Annotated in this window: 17 protein-coding genes; 10 read left to right on the forward strand and 7 right to left on the reverse strand. The window is 67.1% G+C overall.

The genetic code is table 11. From position 1 onward, the window contains the following. The first annotated feature begins 20 nt into the window (after positions 1-20). Both M1L58_RS03955 and M1L58_RS03960 read left to right on the forward strand, forming a co-directional pair. Positions 21-728 carry a hypothetical protein gene (locus tag M1L58_RS03955; protein WP_248657901.1) on the forward strand — a complete coding sequence of 236 codons (708 nt, stop codon included), beginning with the start codon at positions 21-23 and terminating at the stop codon, positions 726-728. Between the two features lie 105 nt (positions 729-833). Then, positions 834-1,502 (forward strand): VOC family protein, encoded by a 669-nt coding sequence (locus M1L58_RS03960; protein ID WP_248657902.1) that lies wholly within the window; start codon positions 834-836, stop codon positions 1,500-1,502. Positions 1,503-1,565: 63 nt separating this feature from the next. On the opposite strand, the gene M1L58_RS03965 is transcribed toward M1L58_RS03960, so the two are convergent. After that, complete coding sequence (locus M1L58_RS03965) at positions 1,566-2,762, reverse strand: NAD(P)-dependent malic enzyme (RefSeq protein ID WP_248658048.1); 1,197 nt, start codon at positions 2,760-2,762, stop codon at positions 1,566-1,568. A gap of 268 nt (positions 2,763-3,030) precedes the next feature. Between M1L58_RS03965 and M1L58_RS03970 the strand changes: the two genes are divergently transcribed. From M1L58_RS03970 to M1L58_RS03980, 3 genes are all read left to right on the forward strand, one after another. After that, positions 3,031-3,681 (forward strand): GntR family transcriptional regulator, encoded by a 651-nt coding sequence (locus M1L58_RS03970; RefSeq protein ID WP_248657903.1) that lies wholly within the window; start codon positions 3,031-3,033, stop codon positions 3,679-3,681. Then, positions 3,678-4,943 carry an MFS transporter gene (locus M1L58_RS03975; protein WP_248657904.1) on the forward strand — a complete coding sequence of 422 codons (1,266 nt, stop codon included), beginning with the start codon at positions 3,678-3,680 and terminating at the stop codon, positions 4,941-4,943. Before M1L58_RS03970 ends, M1L58_RS03975 begins: the two co-directional genes overlap by 4 nt. A gap of 104 nt (positions 4,944-5,047) precedes the next feature. Next, positions 5,048-7,165 carry a DUF6541 family protein gene (locus M1L58_RS03980; protein WP_248657905.1) on the forward strand — a complete coding sequence of 706 codons (2,118 nt, stop codon included), beginning with the start codon at positions 5,048-5,050 and terminating at the stop codon, positions 7,163-7,165. Between the two features lie 448 nt (positions 7,166-7,613). Here the strand turns inward: M1L58_RS03980 and M1L58_RS03985 are convergent, their stop codons facing one another. Further along, on the reverse strand, positions 7,614-9,197 hold the full coding sequence (locus M1L58_RS03985; RefSeq protein ID WP_248657906.1) for an HNH endonuclease signature motif containing protein: 1,584 nt from the start codon (positions 9,195-9,197) through the stop codon (positions 7,614-7,616). 202 nt (positions 9,198-9,399) lie between these two features. On the opposite strand from M1L58_RS03985, the gene M1L58_RS03990 reads away from it, so the two are divergent. Further along, positions 9,400-10,236 (forward strand): hydrolase, encoded by an 837-nt coding sequence (locus M1L58_RS03990; RefSeq protein ID WP_248657907.1) that lies wholly within the window; start codon positions 9,400-9,402, stop codon positions 10,234-10,236. A gap of 4 nt (positions 10,237-10,240) precedes the next feature. On the opposite strand, the gene galE is transcribed toward M1L58_RS03990, so the two are convergent. Both galE and M1L58_RS04000 read right to left on the reverse strand, forming a co-directional pair. After that, complete coding sequence (gene galE / locus M1L58_RS03995; protein WP_006866671.1) at positions 10,241-11,260, reverse strand: UDP-glucose 4-epimerase GalE; 1,020 nt, start codon at positions 11,258-11,260, stop codon at positions 10,241-10,243. A gap of 105 nt (positions 11,261-11,365) precedes the next feature. After that, positions 11,366-12,262, reverse strand: a complete 897-nt coding sequence (locus M1L58_RS04000; RefSeq protein ID WP_248657908.1) for an SDR family oxidoreductase — start codon at positions 12,260-12,262, stop codon at positions 11,366-11,368. 44 nt (positions 12,263-12,306) lie between these two features. On the opposite strand from M1L58_RS04000, the gene M1L58_RS04005 reads away from it, so the two are divergent. Next, positions 12,307-12,678: a hypothetical protein gene (locus M1L58_RS04005; RefSeq protein WP_248657909.1), complete on the forward strand. Its 372-nt coding sequence runs from the start codon at positions 12,307-12,309 to the stop codon at positions 12,676-12,678. Here the strand turns inward: M1L58_RS04005 and rfbB are convergent. Then, the gene (rfbB, locus tag M1L58_RS04010) at positions 12,671-13,675 is read right to left on the reverse strand and encodes a dTDP-glucose 4,6-dehydratase (RefSeq protein WP_248657910.1); all 1,005 of its coding nucleotides are present in this window, start codon (positions 13,673-13,675) and stop codon (positions 12,671-12,673) included. The two genes, M1L58_RS04005 and rfbB, sit on opposite strands and share 8 nt — an antisense overlap. Positions 13,676-13,772: 97 nt before the next feature. On the opposite strand from rfbB, the gene rfbA reads away from it, so the two are divergent. Both rfbA and M1L58_RS04020 read left to right on the forward strand, forming a co-directional pair. After that, positions 13,773-14,648, forward strand: coding sequence for a glucose-1-phosphate thymidylyltransferase RfbA (gene rfbA, locus M1L58_RS04015; protein WP_248657911.1), 876 nt, complete (start codon positions 13,773-13,775; stop codon positions 14,646-14,648). A gap of 28 nt (positions 14,649-14,676) precedes the next feature. Further along, positions 14,677-15,297, forward strand: coding sequence for a dTDP-4-dehydrorhamnose 3,5-epimerase family protein (locus tag M1L58_RS04020; RefSeq protein WP_248657912.1), 621 nt, complete (start codon positions 14,677-14,679; stop codon positions 15,295-15,297). Between the two features lie 292 nt (positions 15,298-15,589). On the opposite strand, the gene M1L58_RS04025 is transcribed toward M1L58_RS04020, so the two are convergent. Beyond that, positions 15,590-15,943 carry a DUF2304 domain-containing protein gene (locus tag M1L58_RS04025; RefSeq protein ID WP_006866677.1) on the reverse strand — a complete coding sequence of 118 codons (354 nt, stop codon included), beginning with the start codon at positions 15,941-15,943 and terminating at the stop codon, positions 15,590-15,592. Between the two features lie 7 nt (positions 15,944-15,950). After that, positions 15,951-16,652 carry a glycosyltransferase family 2 protein gene (locus tag M1L58_RS04030; protein WP_006866678.1) on the reverse strand — a complete coding sequence of 234 codons (702 nt, stop codon included), beginning with the start codon at positions 16,650-16,652 and terminating at the stop codon, positions 15,951-15,953. Positions 16,653-16,718: 66 nt separating this feature from the next. Here M1L58_RS04030 and M1L58_RS04035 point away from each other — a divergent pair, with 66 nt between their 5' ends. Further along, positions 16,719-17,564, forward strand: a complete 846-nt coding sequence (locus tag M1L58_RS04035; protein ID WP_248657913.1) for a glycosyltransferase family 2 protein — start codon at positions 16,719-16,721, stop codon at positions 17,562-17,564. Positions 17,565-17,634: the final 70 nt, after the last annotated feature.

The following is a 17,634-nucleotide window of genomic DNA, read 5'->3' on the forward strand; positions in this document are numbered from 1 at the left end:
TTCTGGTTCCATAAGGACCGATGACTGCTTCGACAACACCTCGCGTCGGCGACCCGCAGATCTGGGATGAGCGGGCCGTCGTCGTCTGTGGAACCGCCGGTGGGGTCGGCACGTCTGTCGTGTCGGCCCTCCTCGCCGAACATCGTGCTGCGTCGAGTCTCGGCCTGCTCTCGTGGTGGGTCGACGCTTCCGGCAACGACTGCGACATAGAGCTCCGCCTCCGCGGGACCGGCAACGAGGAGTTGCTTCGCACCGCGTCGGGCACCGGCTTGTGGTTGCCGCCCGACGAGGCGGCGGTCACCGACGCCGTTGTGGAGGTGTGGCGTCAGGGAGCAGTGCCGGTGATCGACGCCGGTGCGCACCCGTTGACGCTGCTGCCCGAACTCGCCGAAGACGACCTCCCGAACCTCACGCCGGTCCTCGTGATCAGTCCGCGCCCAGACCTGCTCAACCGGGCACGGGTCATCTTCACGGAGTGGGACCGCGCCGGCGTACTCGAGAACACCGTCGTCGTGATCGACTCCCAGCTGCCGGTACAGCAACAGACGGGCCTCGCGGACATGCTCGTCGGCGTGGTGTCCGGGTCGGTCGGCACGGTGATCGGCCTCGACTACGACCCAGTCCTCGGCGCCGGGACCGCGCTCGACGAGGACGCCCGCCGCGGGTTCTTGCCGGCAACGATCGAGTCCATCGCGAAACTCGCAGCAGCGACATCGAACCGACGCTGACACGATTCAAGAGTGCGGCCTGAGGGCTGGAGAACGGCACTCAGGCCGCACTCTGTGAAACCGGGCCCTTTCGGAACAGGTCCCGAAGGTGCAGCATGGGGCAGTATGACCGGGTCCACGCGTGCACCGCTCACTGCCAAGCAAGCCACCGAGGTCGTTGCCGACCCGTGGCGCGTCGTCGCCGACAAACTCGTGGCCGCCTACCGCACCGGGTCGATGGTGCGGGGGCTCGAGTTCGTCACCAAGATCGTCGACGCGGCAGAGGAAGCCAACCATCATCCCGACGTCGACCTGCGGTACGGCTCAGTGCATCTCACCCTCACGACACACAGCGCGCATCAGCTGACCGAAGCTGATGTGGCCCTGGCAAACCGGATCACCGGGATCGCCGCCGAGATGGCGCTCGAGAAACTCGTGGACCCGGTAACGAAGATCGAACTGGCGATCGACGCCATGGACATCTGGGCGATCCGTCCGTTCTGGCAGGCGGTCCTGGGTTACTCCGACGGGAACGACAAGGAACTCGCGGAGCTCGCCGACCCGGCCGGGCGGTTGCCGTCGGTGTGGTTCCAGCAGATGGATGAGCCTCGCCCGCAACGTAACCGAATCCACTTCGACCTCTGCCTACCGCATGACGAGGTACACGAACGACTGCAGGCGGCGATCACCGCCGGTGGGCAACTACTATCGGACGAATTCGCGCCGGCGTGGTGGATTCTCGCCGACCCCGAGGGCAACGAGATCTGCCTGTGCACCTGGCAGGGACGGGACTGAAACACTTGGAATGAAACAAGCCGGTTCGATCGAGGAGATCGAACCGGCTTGTGACACAGAATCTTACGAGCAGAGACCCTCGTCCTGCGCCGCCTTGGCGACCGCGGCCGCGACGGCCGGTGCGACCCGGTCGTCGAGCGGGCTCGGCACGATGCGATCGGCACGCAGGTCATCAGACGCCACCGAGAAGATCGCGTCTGCCGCAGCGATCTTCATGCCCTCGCTGATCCGGCGTGCGCCCGCGTCGAGTGCGCCCTTGAAGACGCCCGGGAAGGCGAGCACGTTGTTGATCTGATTCGGGAAGTCGCTGCGTCCCGTTGCGACGACGGCCGCGTACTTGGCGGCGACCTCGGGGTGGATCTCCGGATCGGGGTTCGACAGCGCGAACACGATCGCGTCGTCGCTCATCGACGCGATGATCTCCTCGGGGATGAGGCCGGCCGAGACGCCGATGAAGACGTCGGCGCCGTCGAGTGCCTCCACCGCACCGCCGGTCAGGCCGCGCGGGTTGGTGCGCGTCGCCAGGTCGGCCTTCGACTCGTTCAGACCGTCGCGGCCCTCGGAGACGATGCCCTTCGAGTCGAGCACGATGACGTCGGCGATGCCGACGGCGAGCAGGATGTTGGCACATGCGACGCCCGCGGCGCCGGCGCCGGAGATGACGACGCGCAGGGTGGTGATGTCACGGCCGAGGTGGGTGACGGCGCCCTTGAGGGCGGCGAGAACCACGATCGCGGTGCCGTGCTGGTCGTCGTGCATGACCGGGCAGTCGAGGGCCTCGATGACGCGACGCTCGATCTCGAAGCAGCGCGGTGCCGAGATGTCCTCGAGGTTGACCGCACCGAAGCTCGGACGCAGACGGATGAGGGTCTCGACGATCTCGTCGGGGTCCTTGGTGTCGAGAACGATCGGGATCGAGTTGAGTCCGGCGAAGCTGCGGAACAGTGCGGACTTGCCCTCCATGACCGGCAGCGACGCACGCGGGCCGATGTCACCGAGGCCGAGCACGGCCGATCCGTCGCTCACCACGGCCACCAGACGGTCGGTCCAGGTGTACTTGTTCACCAGGGTGGCGTCGGTGTCGATCGCGCGCGACACCTGGGCGACACCCGGGGTGTAGGCGATCGACAGGTCGCGCTGGGTGTCGATGGGCGCCCGCAGTTCGACCGACAGTTTGCCGCCGGCATGCGCCAAGAAGATCTCGTCGTCGGTGATAGGCAGATCGGCAATGGTCGGTTCGGTGAACGGCGTCTCGCCCATACGTGTGTCCTCCGTGCTTGTCACGGTCGGGTCCTCCTGAATCCCGCGAAACGCGGGTTGCATCGTCTCGCCGGCCACGCTGCCCGCGAGCTATCGAGATACGCATCGACGCCGGGGCGGGTAGCTCGGCGGACGCGAATCGGGCGCTCGAGCGCGGGTGACGCTCGTTACGGCCGCATTAAGTGTCTCACTGCTTGGGACCGTTCTGGAAGGCGGGTCGGCGCTGGTGACGGCTTCATCGGACAATGGTAAGGTACAACTTGTGTCTATGTCGCATACCTCTGCCGAATCCGCTGCTGAGCGTGTATATGCCGAGGTCAAAGAGCAGATCCTCACAAATGAGATCGCCGGCGGTGAGCTCATCAGCGAAGGTGAGATCGCCTCGAAGTGCTCGGTCAGCCGCACCCCCGTGCGTGAGGCGTTCCTGCGTCTCGAGACCGAGGGATGGATGCGGCTCTACCCGAAACGGGGAGCGCTCGTGGTGCCGATCGGCGACCGCGAGAAACGCGACGTCGTCGACGCTCGGCGTCTCCTCGAAGGACATGCCGTCCGATCGGTCACGTCCCGGCCCGCCGCCGTCGCCGAGCTGGTGGCACGCCTCCGCGACAACCTCGACGCCCATCGACGCGCCGACGCCACCGGCGCGGCCGAGTTCTCGCGCCTCGACGCCGAGTTCCACCAGCTCATCGCAGCGGCCGGCGACAATCCGCTCCTCGCCGACTTCTACACGACGTTGGGGGAGCGCCATCGACGCATGACGATCGCCTCGGTGCACCGCGACGCCGCGGTGGCGACGCGCATTCTCACCGATCACCTCGACCTCCTCGGCGCCATCGAATCCGCGGACGCCGACCGTTTCGAACACCTCTTGGCAGGGCACCTCGCCGGTGTCCACGACCTCTCGGGAGAACCCGCATGACCGACAACCGCAACCGCTTCGGATGGCCCGCCGTCTCGCTGGCCGTCTTCGCGACCGCGTGGGGCGGCAACGAGTTCACCCCGCTGCTGGTCCTATACCGACAGATCACCGATCTGTCGCCGGTCGTCGTCGACGCCCTGCTGTTCGCCTACGTGCTGGGCATCGTGCCCGCGCTGCTGATCGGTGGGCCGCTGTCGGACCGCTTCGGTCGACGGCCGCTCATGCTGCCTGCGCCGGTGTTCGCCGCGCTGGGTTCGGTGCTGTTGGCCGCGGGTTCGCAGTCGGTGACCCTGCTGACCGCGGGGCGCATCTGCAGCGGCATCGCCCTGGGCCTGTCGATGGCCGTCGGCGGCAGCTGGATCAAGGAACTGTCCGACCGCGACGGTGCGCGGGCAGGCGCCGGCGCAGGACGCGCGGCGATGAGCCTGACCGCGGGATTCGGTATCGGCGCGGGCGTCGCCGGCGTGCTCGCCCAGTGGGGTCCGTGGCCGCATGTGCTGCCGTACCTGGTGAACATCGCCATCGCGGTGTGCGCGGGAGCCCTTCTGATGGTCGTGCCGGAGACGCGATTCCGCAGTTCGACGCCTGGCCGTCTGGTCGACGATCTGCGTATCCCGGCTGCCGGTCACCGGCGGTTCATGTTTGTCGTCCTGCCGGTCGCGCCGTGGGTCTTCGGTGCCGCCGCGTCGGCGTACGCGATCATCCCGGCGCTGATGTCGGCACGGACCTCCGGCGCGCCGATCGCGTTCGCGGCATTGTGTTGTGTCCTGGGACTCGGTGCCGGATTCGGTATCCAGTCGGTGGGCCGACGCATCGACGTGCCGGGGAGCTCGCGCGGCGTGGTCGTCGCCCTCACGACCCTCGTCGCGGGCATGCTGGTCGCCGCGCTGGCCGCGCACGTGCTGACGGTGTGGCTGTCCCTGGTCGCCGCGACGCTGCTGGGTTGCGGCTACGGCATGGCGCTGATTGCCGGCCTTCTCGAGGTGCAGCGCATCGCCGGGCCCGACGACCTCGCCGGCCTGACCGCCGTCTTCTACAGCGTCACCTACCTGGGGTTCGCCGTCCCCGCGCTCCTCGCGTGGATCACCGAGACCTGGACCTCGATCACCTACACCGAGATGTTCCTGTTCGGTGCGATCGCCGCGCTGGCTTGCCTCGCGGTCGCCGCGTCGGGGCACACCAGGCATCGCCCGGAGGTCCGGCCGGTGGCGGTCGAGCAGCCGATGCGCGCCGAGGGCGTCGTCACCGGACAGTCGCACTGAGACGACGCCGGGTACCCTGCTGAGTGTTTGGTCGGGGCTCGCCAGGGAGCGGAAGCGGGTCCCACCGCGGGGTGTGACGAGCGAGTGTGGAAAGGCGCGGGGTGATGGTGCTGGCTGCGTGGGTCGTGATCGTGTCCGCGCTGGTCCTGATTCTCCCGGGCGCCTTCGTGGGTCGGCGGATGAACCTGCCGTGGCCGGTGGCGTTCGCGGCCGGACCCGCCATCACCTTCGCCCTGGTCTCCATCCTCACCGTCCTGTACTCGGCGGTCGGCTTCGAATGGAACGCGGTCTCGGCGCTCGTCGGGCTGGTCCTGGCGCTCGTCGGTGCCTGGCTGTACTCGCGCCTGCTCGGCACCGGAATCGGGCGTCGCCTCGCGCCGGCACCGGCGGACACCGATGAGCTACGCGTCGGGCGCACCGCGATCCTGCGCGCGGCGGCAGGCCTCGGACTCGGTGGACTCATCATCGCGATCACCTGCATCCGACCGGTGGCCAAGACCGCCTTCGCGGGCCTGAACAACATCTCGCAGGTGTGGGACTCGTTGTGGCATGCCAGTTCCCTGCGGTGGATCGACGAGACGGGTGTCGGTTCGGCCATGCGCATGGGCGAGCTGATGAACTACGACACCCAGGGGTTCAACTACTACCCGAACACGTGGCACGCACTGGGCGCTTTGCTGTTCCCGCTGACCGGCGCGAACCCCGTCGAGCTCTACAACACGTATTCGCCTGCGGTGCTGGCTGTCACGGTCCCGCTGGGTGTTGCGTCGTTGGCCTACTGGTTCGCCCGTCATCGCTACGACGTCGACAATTCTGCGCTCATCGCCGGCACCGCCGCCGCTGTCTCCGCGCTGTTCCCGTCGCTCCCGTATGTCGAGGTGCAGCTGACCTCGGTGCCCAACGCCGTCGGCGTGAGCTTGGCTCCGGTCGCGGCGGTCCTGGTTCTCAGCGTCGTCCGGGATCGATCGCGGGTGGCGCCCGCGGCGCTGGCCGTGGCAGGCGTGACGGCAACGCATCCTTCCGGCCTGATCCTCGTCGGTGTCATCGTCGGACTGTGGTGGCTGTGCGAGGGACTGTGGCGTCCGGCGACGAGTCGCCTCGCCGATCTCGCGACACTCGCCGTCACCGCCGTGCTCACGATGATCCTCATCTTCCCCGTGGTAATCGGCACGATTCGGGTCGCCGACACCAACGAACTCCCGTTCTTCGACTTCCGCGAGGAAGGAATCGGGGTTCTGCGCGGCCTGGCGCAGGGCGCGTTCAACGGCACGATCCCGCTGGAGCTCAACCACTTCCCGATCTGGCCGCTGATCATCGTGACGGTTCTCGGTCTCGGCGTGCTGGCCTGGCTGCGCTGCTGGGCGGGACTCGCCGTCTGGTTGGTCTTCGCGCTGGTGACGACCAACTCGGTGGTGTCGCTGGGTCCGCTGTCCTACCCGTTCGGCGCGATCGGCGGCTACTTCTATAACTCGCCGCACCGACTCACCTTCGTCGTCGCGATCTTCTCGGCAGCGGCCGCGGGTGTCGCGATCGGCGTGGCGGTGGTCGCGCTGATCGGCGTCCTCGGGCGGCGGTTCGGTCAGTCCGACGAGAAGTCCGCCGTGGGCACCGGGCGCCCGGGCTGGCTGGTCGCGGCGACCTACGTGGTGCTGCTCGCGCTGATCGCCGGCGCCGCAGTGGTCCGCTACCCGCCGAACGCACAGATCGCCTCGAAGGAACGCGGCGGCAAGTACGTCGGCCCCGACGACCTCGCCGCCTACGCCTGGCTGGCATCGCAGCCTGATGCGCAGGACGTGCTCGTCCTGAACAACCTCGATCAGGGCACCGGCTGGTTGTACCCGGTCACCGGCGTCACCCCGATGTTCCCGTTCTACCGGGCCAACGAATTCTCCGACCGGCAGCGCGACCTCTTCTGGGGCGTCGCGAAGATCGGCGCCGACCCCGCGATCGACCAGATCGTCCGGGACATGAACGTGCACTACGTGATCGACTCCCCGACGAGCTACTGGGAGTTCCAGCGCGGCCGGCCCGACCCGGAGAACGGCCACCAGGGCGACCCGTTCCTCGAACTGCGCGAAAACGGCGCTCCCGGACTGACCGAGGTCTTCCGCCAGGGCGAGGCCGTCATCTACCGCGTCAACGACCGGGTCTACCCGCCGGCTCCGCCCGTCGAAGGTGCTCCGGCCGAGGGCATCCCGCCCGTCCCGGCCCCTATCCCCTGAGGTGCGAGGAGCGCAAGCCGCCGGGCTGAGTGGCGACGCGGCCCCCTCCCTCCCCGAGGTGCGAGTGTGGTTGCGCGCGTCGTCCATTGCTCCCTGAGGTGCGAGCGCAGCGAGCCTCGAAGGGCTGGTGAGACAACTTCGCCCACCTGACTACCGGTCGACGTCAACCCGACCGGCAGACTTCGATCGACGTCTGCCGGTCGAGTTGAGGTTCGGCAGTCGGGATCCGGGCGCTCCTCAGCGAGCGGACCCTTTCGACCTTCACGACGGCCGGTTCACCGGCCCTTCGAGGCTCGCTGTGTCAGCCACTGGGCTGAGTAGCGACGCGGAGGTGCACTCCTCGCTCCCTGAGGTGCGAGGAGCGTAGCCGCTGGGCTGAGTAGCGACGAAGGAGCGTATCGAAGTCGACGAGCCACGAAGGGTGGTGACCATCCCTCGAGAATCGTGATCAGCGCGGGTACGCCGCGGCGAGGAGGATCGAGGCGAGGGTGGCTTCGGCGTCGGAGGCGTTGCGTAGGTCGATGACCTCGCGTAGCTGAAGGCGTGTTTCATCGCCGGACTCGGTGTCGGGTCCGTGGATTTCGTCGCGCACTTGTTGGAGGTGTTCGGTGAATCGGCGGGGTATGTCGGGTCGCCGGTTGATGTGTTCGGGGTTGGGTGGTGCGCCGGGTTCGGCGTTGAGCCGCCAGGCGCAGCGGCCTTCGTCGGGTCCTTCACGCACCATGCGGGTGGTGTACTGGCCTGCCTGGTTCCCGACCATGCGGTTGTGTTTCGGGCAGGCGGGGGCGAGGTCGGTGATGTCGGTGAGTCCACCTGCTGCCCAATCGAGTTGGGCGTGATGCATTTCCAGGTGTGCGGCGGCGAGGTCGCAGCCGGGGGTGGAGCAGTTTTGGCCGTCGGGTCGGGCGAAGGACACCAATCGTTGTTCGCGGGTCGCGAGGCGTTTGCCGCGTCCGAAGTACAGCGGGACTGCGGTGGCGTCTTTGAACACCGCCAACCAGGGCTGAGCGTCGGCGGCCATGTCGATGAGCTCGGGGATGGGAATGAGGGTGCCGGTGGCGGTGGTGGCGAACCCGGCTTCGCGGACCAAGTCGTTGAGGTCGGCTTTGATGATCAGCTGGGTCGGTAACCCGCGGTGACTCTTACCCAGGAGGCCGTCTTCGACGACAGCTTTGAGCAGTGCGTTGAACGCGTCGTGATTGAGCTGGGCGGGGGTGCGGTCATCGCGTTCGGCCGCAGCAGCCACCGCTTCGGGGTCGGCGTCTTCGATCGATCCGTGTGGGGAGTCGGGGTCGTCGGGGTTGTTCATGCCGGGTTTGGCCCACACGGCGAGCAGCATCGTGACCCGGGCGAGAAGCTCCGGAGTCAGATTGGCGGTCATCTTGGCGGTGCCGTCGGCGCGCTGGCGATTGACGCACAGGTTGCGGCGGCGTTTGCGATCGGTGTCGTCGGCGAGTGTGCCGTCGGGGTCGAGGTGAGCCAGTAGGCGCGAGCCGAGGGCGGTGATGTCGGCGGGGGTGTGGTCGACGGCGATCTCGGCCATTTGCCGTTCTGCGGCGACTTTGATGTCGTGGTCGATGGCGTGGGGGATCTGGTCGAGGACGTCGAGTACTGCCCGGACGTGGGAGGTGCTGACGTGGCCGTCTGCCAATGCTTCTGCCAGAGCGGGGTGTTCGGGTTCGAGTGGTTCGCCGGTGGGGCTGAGGTGGGTGGCGGTTGCGTGGCGTTGTTTGGTGCGGCGCATGGGGTCGGCCACGCGTAGGCGGTGGGTCATGAACGCGGTGATACTGCGATGCCCGGTCTTGTGGGGCAGATCGCGGTCGGCGATCTCGACGATCTGTCGGTCGCCGGCGAAAGTCATTCGGGCGATTGCCCGTTCGGTCTCAGCAGCGACATCGACGAGTTCGTCGTGCGAGCATCCGGTGAGGTTCATCGTCTGCAGCTCGTCGATGAGGGAGTGGATCCGGTCGATAACAGCGACGGCGCCGGACGGTTCAGCGGCGTCCGGATTGCCCAGCGATGTGTCGGACATGGCGGCCACCCCCTGAACCGATAGTGCGAATGTATGTTCGATAGTACGCCCGAAACCCGAGCACTGCAACGATTGTCGGCGAAGATTTCGCCGAGGAATTCTGTCGGTAGGTACTGGTAGAGTGCGGGTTCGCCTCGATCCGACGGGCCATATCCGGCCAAAACTCGCGCCCGATGACGGGGACGGGGGTTAGCGTCGAAGTATGCAGTCGTGGATGTGTGTTTTCTGCGCAAACGAGTTCGCCCCCGACGCGGACCTTCCCGAGGTCTGTCCGATCTGTGACGACGACCGCCAATGGTTGCCTACGAGCGGGCAGCAGTGGACCCGGCTCGACGAGAACGCCGACAACGCTCTTGACGTCACGGAGGTTGAGCCCGGCCTCGTCCGGTTGTCGCTGAGACCGTCGGTCGGTATCGGTCAGCAGGGATTCCTGGTGACCACCCCGGAGGGCAACATCCTCTGGGAGCCATCAGGTTTCATCGGCCCGGCCCTCATGGACTGGTTGGACCTACACGGCGGTGTCAACGCAATCGCAGCCAGTCACCCGCACCTCTACGGCGCCAGTGTGTCCATCAGCCACCATTTCGGCGGGGTGCCGGTCTTCTACAACGACGTCGATCGCCGATGGCTGACCCGACCCGACCCGGTCGCGAAGTTCTGGTCGGGTGAGGCAGAGGTCCTCGGCGATGTTCGACTCGTCCAGTGCGGCGGGCACTTTCCGGGCAGCGCAGTGCTGCACCTGCCGCACGCCGCGGACGGTCGGGGAGCGCTGCTGACCGGCGACACCATCAAAGGTGTCGCGCAACCGGGCATGGTGACGTTCATGCGGAGCTACCCGAACATGATCCCGTTGTCGCCGAGGCTCGTTCGTCAGATCGTCGGCCGGGTCACGGCACTGTCCTTCGACCGGTTGTACGACGCTTTCGGCGTCGTCGTCGACGAGAACGCGCGTGAGGTCGTCGAATCGTCAGCCCGACGCTACATCGGTTGGGCCAGCGACGAGATCGTCGATCCCGACGATCCGTACGCCACTCGATGACGGTTCAGGCGTCGGGGTAACCGGTCGGGTTCTCCGACTGCCAGCGCCACGTGTCGACGCACATGTCGTCAATCGTCTTGGTGGCGTGCCAGTTCAGGTCTGCGTTCGCGCGAGTGGGGTCGGCGTACGACGCGGCGATGTCGCCGGGCCGACGGGGTGCGATCTCATAGGGAATCGGCTTGCCGCTGGCCTTCTCAAAGGCGTGGACGACCTCGAGGACCGAGACACCCTGCCCGGTGCCGAGGTTCCACGTCGACATGCCGGTGTCGCCGGTGCTGATGCGGTCGAGTGCGGCAACGTGCCCGGCGGCGAGGTCGTCGACGTGGATGTAGTCGCGGACGCCGGTGCCGTCGGGGGTGTCGTAGTCGTCGCCGAAAACCGACAGCTTCGCGCGCCGGCCCACTGCGACCTGCGCGACGAACGGCATGAGGTTGTTCGGGATACCCGACGGGTCCTCACCGATCTGACCGCTCGGGTGCGCGCCCACCGGGTTGAAGTAACGCAGTGCGGCGATCCGCCAGGCGTCGGAACTGGCCGCGACGTCGCGCAGCACCTGCTCGATCATCACCTTCGTCCAACCGTACGGGTTGGTGGCCGACGTCGGGAGGTCCTCGGTCATCGGTAGCTCGGGGTCGGCTCCGTAGACGGTCGCCGACGACGAGAACACCAGGGTGTGCACGTCGTGGCGTTCCATCGCCCGCAGCAGCGAGAACGTCGTGCCGAGGTTGTTCTGGTAGTAGTCCAGCGGCTTGGCCACCGATTCGCCGACCGCCTTGTACCCGGCGAAGTGGATGACCGCATCGACGTCCTCGTGGGCGAAGAAGTGCTCGGTCTTGTCGACGTCGGCGAGGTCGAAGGCGTGCACCGGGATGGAACGGCCGCTCAAAGCCTCGAGTCGACCGACCACGGTGGGCTTGGCGTTGCTGAAGTCGTCGACGATGACGACGTCATGACCGGCGGAGACCAGCTGGATCACGGTGTGCGAGCCGATGTAGCCCGCGCCGCCGCTGACGAGTACGCGCATGTGACCACCGTAGGCGCCGGACCTGGGAGAACGCCAAACGTGCCCCGCTTGGCAGCAGGAGATCGGTAGCCATGGGGTCCTGTGCTGGTTGGGAGGTCCGACTGACTATCGGCGGAAGTAGTGCCCGGCGCGCAGATCCTCGATCAGGCCGGGCTCGACGGGCGTCCAGTTGAGTGACTGCTGGGTGAGGGAGCTCGAGGCCGGTGTGTCGAGAGCGAAGAACGAACCCACCCAGCCGAAGTGCGACAGTGCCTCATCTGGGTCGACCGAGCGGCTCGGGATATCGAGCTCGTGACCGATCACCTCGGCGATCTCACGGGTGGCGATCCCTTCCTCGCCGACAGCGTGCATCACCGATCCGGGTGGCGCCTTCTCGAGTGCCAGCCGGGTCATCCGCGCGGCGTCCCGAACATGCACAGCAGGCCATCTGTTGGAGCCGTCGCCCACGTACCCGGACACCCCGGTCTCCCGAGCCGCATCGATGATCGTAGAGATGAATCCGTGGTCCCCGACTCCGTGCACGGTGGTGGAGAACCGCAGGGCAACGGGGCGAACACCTTTCTCGGTGTAACCGAAGGCGAGTTCTTCGCCACCGCCGCGGGGCGCATCGGGACCACGCATCGAGTGGGAGTCGTTTTCCGTCACGACATGTCCCGGTCGGATGCCGGCGACACCCGAGGCGAACAGCAGGGGACGGTCGGAACCGGCCATCGTCTCGCACAGCGTCTCCAGGACCGACCGCTCGGTGCGACCGGCGCCGGCGTAGTCGGAGAAGTCGTGCTTGAAAGCGAGGTGGACGACGCCGTGGGCGGCGTCGGCTCCCTTTCGCAGACTCTCCAGATCGTCGAGGTCGCCGCGGTGCACCTCGACACCCTTGTCGTGGAGGGCCGCGGCGGCTTCACGCGAACGGGCGAGGGCGACCACCTCGTGACCGGCGTCGAGCAATTCGGGGACAACCGCTGATCCGATCCAACCGGATGCGCCGGTGACGAAAACACGCATGGTGAGGCCTCCTGTCTCGAGGTCCGACCGCGCTTCAGACCCAGGTGATCGCCGCGATCGAGGCCGCACCGGTCGACGTCGCGCCACTCGACGCCGTCTGTGCCGCGATCGGCGACGCCGGCGTCTTGTTCGACCGCGTCCATGCACGTCGCCGAGACGCGGTGATCTCGGCGAACCCCGGTCTTCTCGAGCGGGAGCTGTTGAAACTGAATCGCCTGGCCGCCGCCATCGCGGACGCTCTACGCGCGCGCGGCGTCCCCGAACTCACCGCGACCGTTTCTGCAGAGGCGGGTGTCGCGGTGTTCAAGATCAGCTTTGCCCGATGGATCGCCGACGACCCGGACTCGGATTTCGCCGGGAGTGTCCAGAAGGTGCGTGCGGAGCTGGGTGCCCAGGTCGGCGAACCCGCTACCTGACCACTTTCTCGGTGACGGCGTACTTCTGTTCGACGGCGTCTTTGGCGGGCTGCCACCAGGCGGCGTTGTCCCGGTACCAGGCGATGGTCGCGGCCAGGCCGGCGCGGAAGTCGACGTACTGCGGGGTCCAGCCGAGTTCGGTGCGCAGGCGCGTGGAGTCGATGGCGTAGCGGCGGTCGTGGCCGGGTCGGTCGGTGACGAAGTCGAACGCGTCTTTGGGCTGACCTTGGAGTTCGAGGATGGTTTCGACGACGGTGCGGTTGTCGACCTCGCCGTCGGCGCCGATCAGATAGGTTTCGCCGATCTGGCCTTTGTCGATGATGGTCCACACCGCGTCGTTGTGGTCGTCGACGTGGATCCAGTCGCGCACGTTGCGGCCGTCGCCGTAGAGCTTGGGGCGTACTCCGGAGAGGACGTTGGTGATCTGGCGGGGGATGAACTTCTCGATGTGCTGGTACGGGCCGTAGTTGTTCGAGCAGTTCGAGATCGTCGCGGCGACGCCGAAGGACCGCACCCAGGCGCGGACGAGCAGGTCGGAGCCGGCTTTGGTCGAGGAGTAGGGGCTCGACGGGTTGTAGGCGGTGTGCTCGGTGAAGCGGGCGGGGTCGTCGAGGTCGAGGTCGCCGTAGACCTCGTCGGTGCTGATGTGGTGGTAGCGCACCTGATGAGCGCGCACGGCCTCGAGCAGCGTGTAGGTGCCCACCAGGTTGGTCTGCACGAACGCCGACGGGTCCGCCAGCGAGTTGTCGTTGTGGGATTCGGCGGCGAAATGCACCACCTGATCGCTCTCGCCGACCAGCTTGTGGACGAGCGCGGCGTCGGCGATGTCGCCTTCGATCAGCTCGACACGGTCCGCGACCGGAGCCAGGGTCTCGGGGTTTGCGGCGTAGGTGAGTTTGTCCAGCACCCGGATCGTCACGTCAGGGCGGGTGGCCAGGGTGCGCAGCACGAAGTTGGCGCCGATGAAACCGGCACCACCGGTCACGAGAACACGCACGTCGTTCCTTCCGCCTGAGGCATTCGTGGACGTCACTCTACCGAGGCGGCTGGTGTGGACTCGGTGAGCTGGATCGTCGGGCACTAGGCTGAGGCGCATGCGAGGGATCATTCTGGCCGGTGGCACGGGCACGCGCCTGCACCCGATCACGCAGGGTGTGAGCAAGCAGCTCGTCCCGGTCTACGACAAGCCGATGATCTACTACCCGCTCTCCACGCTGATGCTCGCCGGCATCCGCGACATCCTCATCATCACCACCCCGCACGACGCCCCGGCCTTCCAGGGATTGCTCGGCAACGGTGACCAGTTCGGCATCAACCTCACCTACAAGACCCAGCCCTCACCCGACGGCCTCGCCCAGGCCTTCACCCTCGGCGCCGACCACATCGGCGACGAATCGGTCGCACTCGTCCTGGGCGACAACATCTTCTACGGACCCGGCCTCGGCAGCCAGCTGCAGGGCTTCGAGAACGTCGACGGTGGTGCGGTGTTCGCGTACTGGGTGTCGAATCCGGAGGCCTACGGTGTGGTCGACTTCGACGCGAGCGAGACCGCGATCTCGCTGGAAGAAAAGCCGGCGCAACCGAAGTCGAACTTCGCGGTGCCCGGACTGTACTTCTACGACAATGACGTGGTCGAGATCGCCCGCGGGTTGAAGCCCAGCGCCCGTGGCGAATACGAGATCACCGACATCAACGCCCACTACCTCGAACGCGGCAAACTGTCGGTGACGGTTCTTCCTCGGGGCACCGCCTGGCTCGACACCGGTACCTTCGACAGCCTCCTCGACGCCGGCAACTTCGTGCGCACCGTCGAACAGCGGCAAGGTCTGAAGATCGCGTGCCCCGAGGAGATCGCCTGGCGGCGGGGCTTTCTCGACGACGACGGGCTCCGATCCCGCGCGGAGAAGCTGCGCAAGTCCGGCTACGGCGACTACCTGCTCGAACTCCTTCAGCGAGGCAAGGGGTTTTGAGTACACATCCGATGCGAAAGGCTCATCCATGAAGGTGCGACCGCTCACGATCGACGGCGCGTGGGAACTCACCCCGGTCCAGCACGGCGACGCACGCGGCCTGTTCGCCGAGGCGTTCAAAGGTGACCTGCTCGCCGAGGTCATCGGGCATCGCTTCGACCTCGCCCAAGTCAACTTGTCGGTGTCCGCGGCGGGTGTGCTGCGCGGTGTGCACTTCGCCGATGTGCCTCCGGGACAGGCGAAGTACGTCACGTGCGCGTCGGGGGCGATCCTCGACGTCATCGTCGACATCCGCGTCGGTTCCCCGACCTTCGGCACCTACGACACCGTCCTGCTCGACGATGTCGACCGACGTGCGGTCTACCTGTCGGAGGGGCTCGGCCACGCCTTCTGCGCCCTGGCCGACAACTCGACCGTCACCTACCTCTGCTCCACCGGTTACAACCCGTCGGGTGAGCACGGCATCAACCCGCTCGACCCCGAGCTCGGCATCGAATGGCCGACGCAGGCCCGCGACGGATCGCCGCTGGAATACGAACTGTCCGAGAAGGACACCGCCGCACCCGGTCTCACCGAGGCGCGCGAGTCCGGGCTGCTGCCGGACTACGACGACGTGATGTCGTTCCTGCAGGGGCTCGCCGCGGAGTGATCCCCGCTTTCTGAGGTGCGAGCGCAGCAAAAGGCTGCCGATGCCGCCTCACCAGGCCTTCGTGGCTCGTCGCTTGCGCTCCTCACGCCTCAGGCAGCAGGGGGGTAGCGTCGCTTGCGCTCCTCACACCTCAGGCAGCAGGGGGGTAGCGTCGCTTGCGCTCCTCACACCTCAGGCAGCAGGGGGTAGCGTCGCTTGCGCTCCTCACACCTCAGGCAGCAGTGGGTAGCGTCGCTTGCGCTCCTCACGTCTCAGGCAGCAGGGGGGTAGCGTCGCTTGCGCTCCTCGCACCTCAGGCAGCAGGGGGGCGGTTCTCCGGCTTCTCGGCGTTCTGCAACGCGATGGCGCGGGCGAGGCGGGCGTACTTCACCTCGAGGTCGCGGAACCGGAGGTACGTCGAGACCGTGGTGAACGCGAACGCGATGACCAACAGGAACAGCACGAGGTCGAGGCCGCGCTGGATGCCGATCTTGTTGGCCACCCAGGTGACGTCGTCCTGACGCAGCATCGCGTAGAGGCCGAAGCCCACGAACGCGACGAACAGGATCTTCACCCCGGCCGACGAGCGAGCCGTGCCACGGTTGACGACGAAGAACCCGACGAGCGCGAGCAGTCCGATGATCGCGAGGATCTGGAACCAGATCATGGAGTCCTCACTTCCTCATCCGGGTGTGGAACAGGCCGTCGGCGACGATGTTGACCCCGTTGATCAGCGACTGTCCCTTCGCGCGCGAGTATTCGGTGTAGAGGATCGTCACCGGTTGCTCGGCGACCCGCCAGTTGTGGTGGTCGATGAGCGCGATGAACTCCGACGCATGGCTCATGCCGCTCATCAGGAGGTCCAGGTCGTCGGCGACCTTCTTGTTGAAGACGCGAAGTCCGTTGTGCGCGTCGGACAATCCGAGCCGTCGAGTGCGCGGGCTCAGGAAGACGATGGTGCGCAACGCCATCCGACGCAGCAGCGGGACCGACTCGCTGCGTCCCTCGGCGAAGCGGGTGCCGACGATGATGTCGACCGGTTCGGTGCGCAGGCGGGCGACCATCGCCGACACGTCGTCGACCTGATGCTGGCCGTCGGCGTCGAAGGTGACGAAGAAGCGTGCGCCGGGCTGCTTGCGCGCGTATTCGACGCCGGTCTGGATCGCGGCGCCCTGCCCGAGGTTCACCGGATGACGCACCAGGTGGACCCCGGCCGCCTTGATCTCCTCGGCAGAGTTGTCCGACGAACCGTCGTCGACACAGACGATGTTGGGGAAGGTCTCGCGTGCCTTGGCCGCGACCTCCCGGATCACCTGACCCTCGTTGAAGACGGGTACCACCAGCCACACGTCGGCATTGGTGATGGGTTCGGCCATGGTGAACAACCCTATCCCGGCCGGTCGCGGCGCTCAGCGCCCGGCACGCCCGGCTAGTCTTGTCGGGTGCCGATCGACGTGATGATGCCCTTCTACGGCGACGTCGCGCAGTTCCGCGAGGCGGTGACCAGTGTCCTCGACCAGAGTGACCCGGATCTGCGGCTCGTGGTGGTCGACGACTGCTATCCCGACCCCACACCCCGCGAATGGCTCACCTCGCTGAACGACGCGCGCGTCCGCTACGTGCGCAACAAGACCAACCTCGGCGTCAACGGCAACTTCCGCAGGTGCGTCGACCTCGTGACCGCCGACTGGTTCGTCGTCATGGGTTGCGACGACGTGATGCACGCCGACTACCTGGCTACGGTCCGCACCCTGACCGAGCACCACCCGGAGGCCTCGGTCATCGCGCCCGGCGTCGACGTCATCGACGAGAACGGCCGGACGGTGCGCCCCCTGGGGGACCGCATGAAGAACGTGCTGGCCCCCTCCCGCGCGACCGTGCTGTCCGGCGAACGCCTTGCCACCAGCCTCTATCACGGCAACTGGACCTACTTCCCGTCGTTGCTGTGGCGGACCGCCCCGGTACGCGAAGTGGGTTTCCGGCCGGGGCTGGAGATCGTCCTCGACCTCGCGCTCCTCATCGACCTCGCCGCCGCTGACGGCTCACTCGTCTACGACCCCGAGGTCGTCTTCTCCTACCGCCGCCACAGCGCATCGGTGAGCTCGGTGCAGGCCGTCGACGGACGGCGCTTCGACGAGGAGAACCGTTTCTTCGCGGAGGAGGCGCAGCGGTGCGCCGAACGCGGCTGGCCCAAGGCGGCGCGGGCGGCCCGGCTGCATGCGACGTCGCGGTTGAATCATTTGCAGGCGCGGGTGGGTGCGCAGGTCGGCCGGTTCAGCCGCGGATAGAGCTTGTGCCCCGTGGCTCCCTGAGGTGCGAGCGCAGCGGCCCACTGCTCCCTGAGGTGCGAGCGCAGCG

It is taken from the genome of Gordonia sp. C13, assembly GCF_023218005.1.
GTDB classification, from domain to species: domain Bacteria; phylum Actinomycetota; class Actinomycetes; order Mycobacteriales; family Mycobacteriaceae; genus Gordonia; species Gordonia namibiensis.

Excerpts from the sequence above, each read along its gene's own strand:
- M1L58_RS03985 (WP_248657906.1), bottom strand. The coding sequence starts at position 9,197 with ATGTCCGACACATCGCTGGGCAATCCGGACGCCGCTGAACCGTCCGGC.
- M1L58_RS04025 (WP_006866677.1), bottom strand. The coding sequence starts at position 15,943 with ATGATCTGGTTCCAGATCCTCGCGATCATCGGACTGCTCGCGCTCGTC.
- M1L58_RS03970 (WP_248657903.1), top strand. The coding sequence starts at position 3,031 with ATGTCGCATACCTCTGCCGAATCCGCTGCTGAGCGTGTATATGCCGAG.
- M1L58_RS03965 (WP_248658048.1), bottom strand. The coding sequence starts at position 2,762 with ATGGGCGAGACGCCGTTCACCGAACCGACCATTGCCGATCTGCCTATC.
- M1L58_RS03955 (WP_248657901.1), top strand. The coding sequence starts at position 21 with ATGACTGCTTCGACAACACCTCGCGTCGGCGACCCGCAGATCTGGGAT.
- rfbA (WP_248657911.1), top strand. The coding sequence starts at position 13,773 with ATGCGAGGGATCATTCTGGCCGGTGGCACGGGCACGCGCCTGCACCCG.
- M1L58_RS04030 (WP_006866678.1), bottom strand. The coding sequence starts at position 16,652 with ATGGCCGAACCCATCACCAATGCCGACGTGTGGCTGGTGGTACCCGTC.
- M1L58_RS04000 (WP_248657908.1), bottom strand. The coding sequence starts at position 12,262 with ATGCGTGTTTTCGTCACCGGCGCATCCGGTTGGATCGGATCAGCGGTT.
- M1L58_RS04020 (WP_248657912.1), top strand. The coding sequence starts at position 14,677 with ATGAAGGTGCGACCGCTCACGATCGACGGCGCGTGGGAACTCACCCCG.
- M1L58_RS03975 (WP_248657904.1), top strand. The coding sequence starts at position 3,678 with ATGACCGACAACCGCAACCGCTTCGGATGGCCCGCCGTCTCGCTGGCC.
- M1L58_RS03990 (WP_248657907.1), top strand. The coding sequence starts at position 9,400 with ATGCAGTCGTGGATGTGTGTTTTCTGCGCAAACGAGTTCGCCCCCGAC.
- M1L58_RS03960 (WP_248657902.1), top strand. The coding sequence starts at position 834 with ATGACCGGGTCCACGCGTGCACCGCTCACTGCCAAGCAAGCCACCGAG.
- galE (WP_006866671.1), bottom strand. The coding sequence starts at position 11,260 with ATGCGCGTACTCGTCAGCGGCGGCGCGGGCTACATCGGCTCGCACACC.
- M1L58_RS03980 (WP_248657905.1), top strand. The coding sequence starts at position 5,048 with ATGGTGCTGGCTGCGTGGGTCGTGATCGTGTCCGCGCTGGTCCTGATT.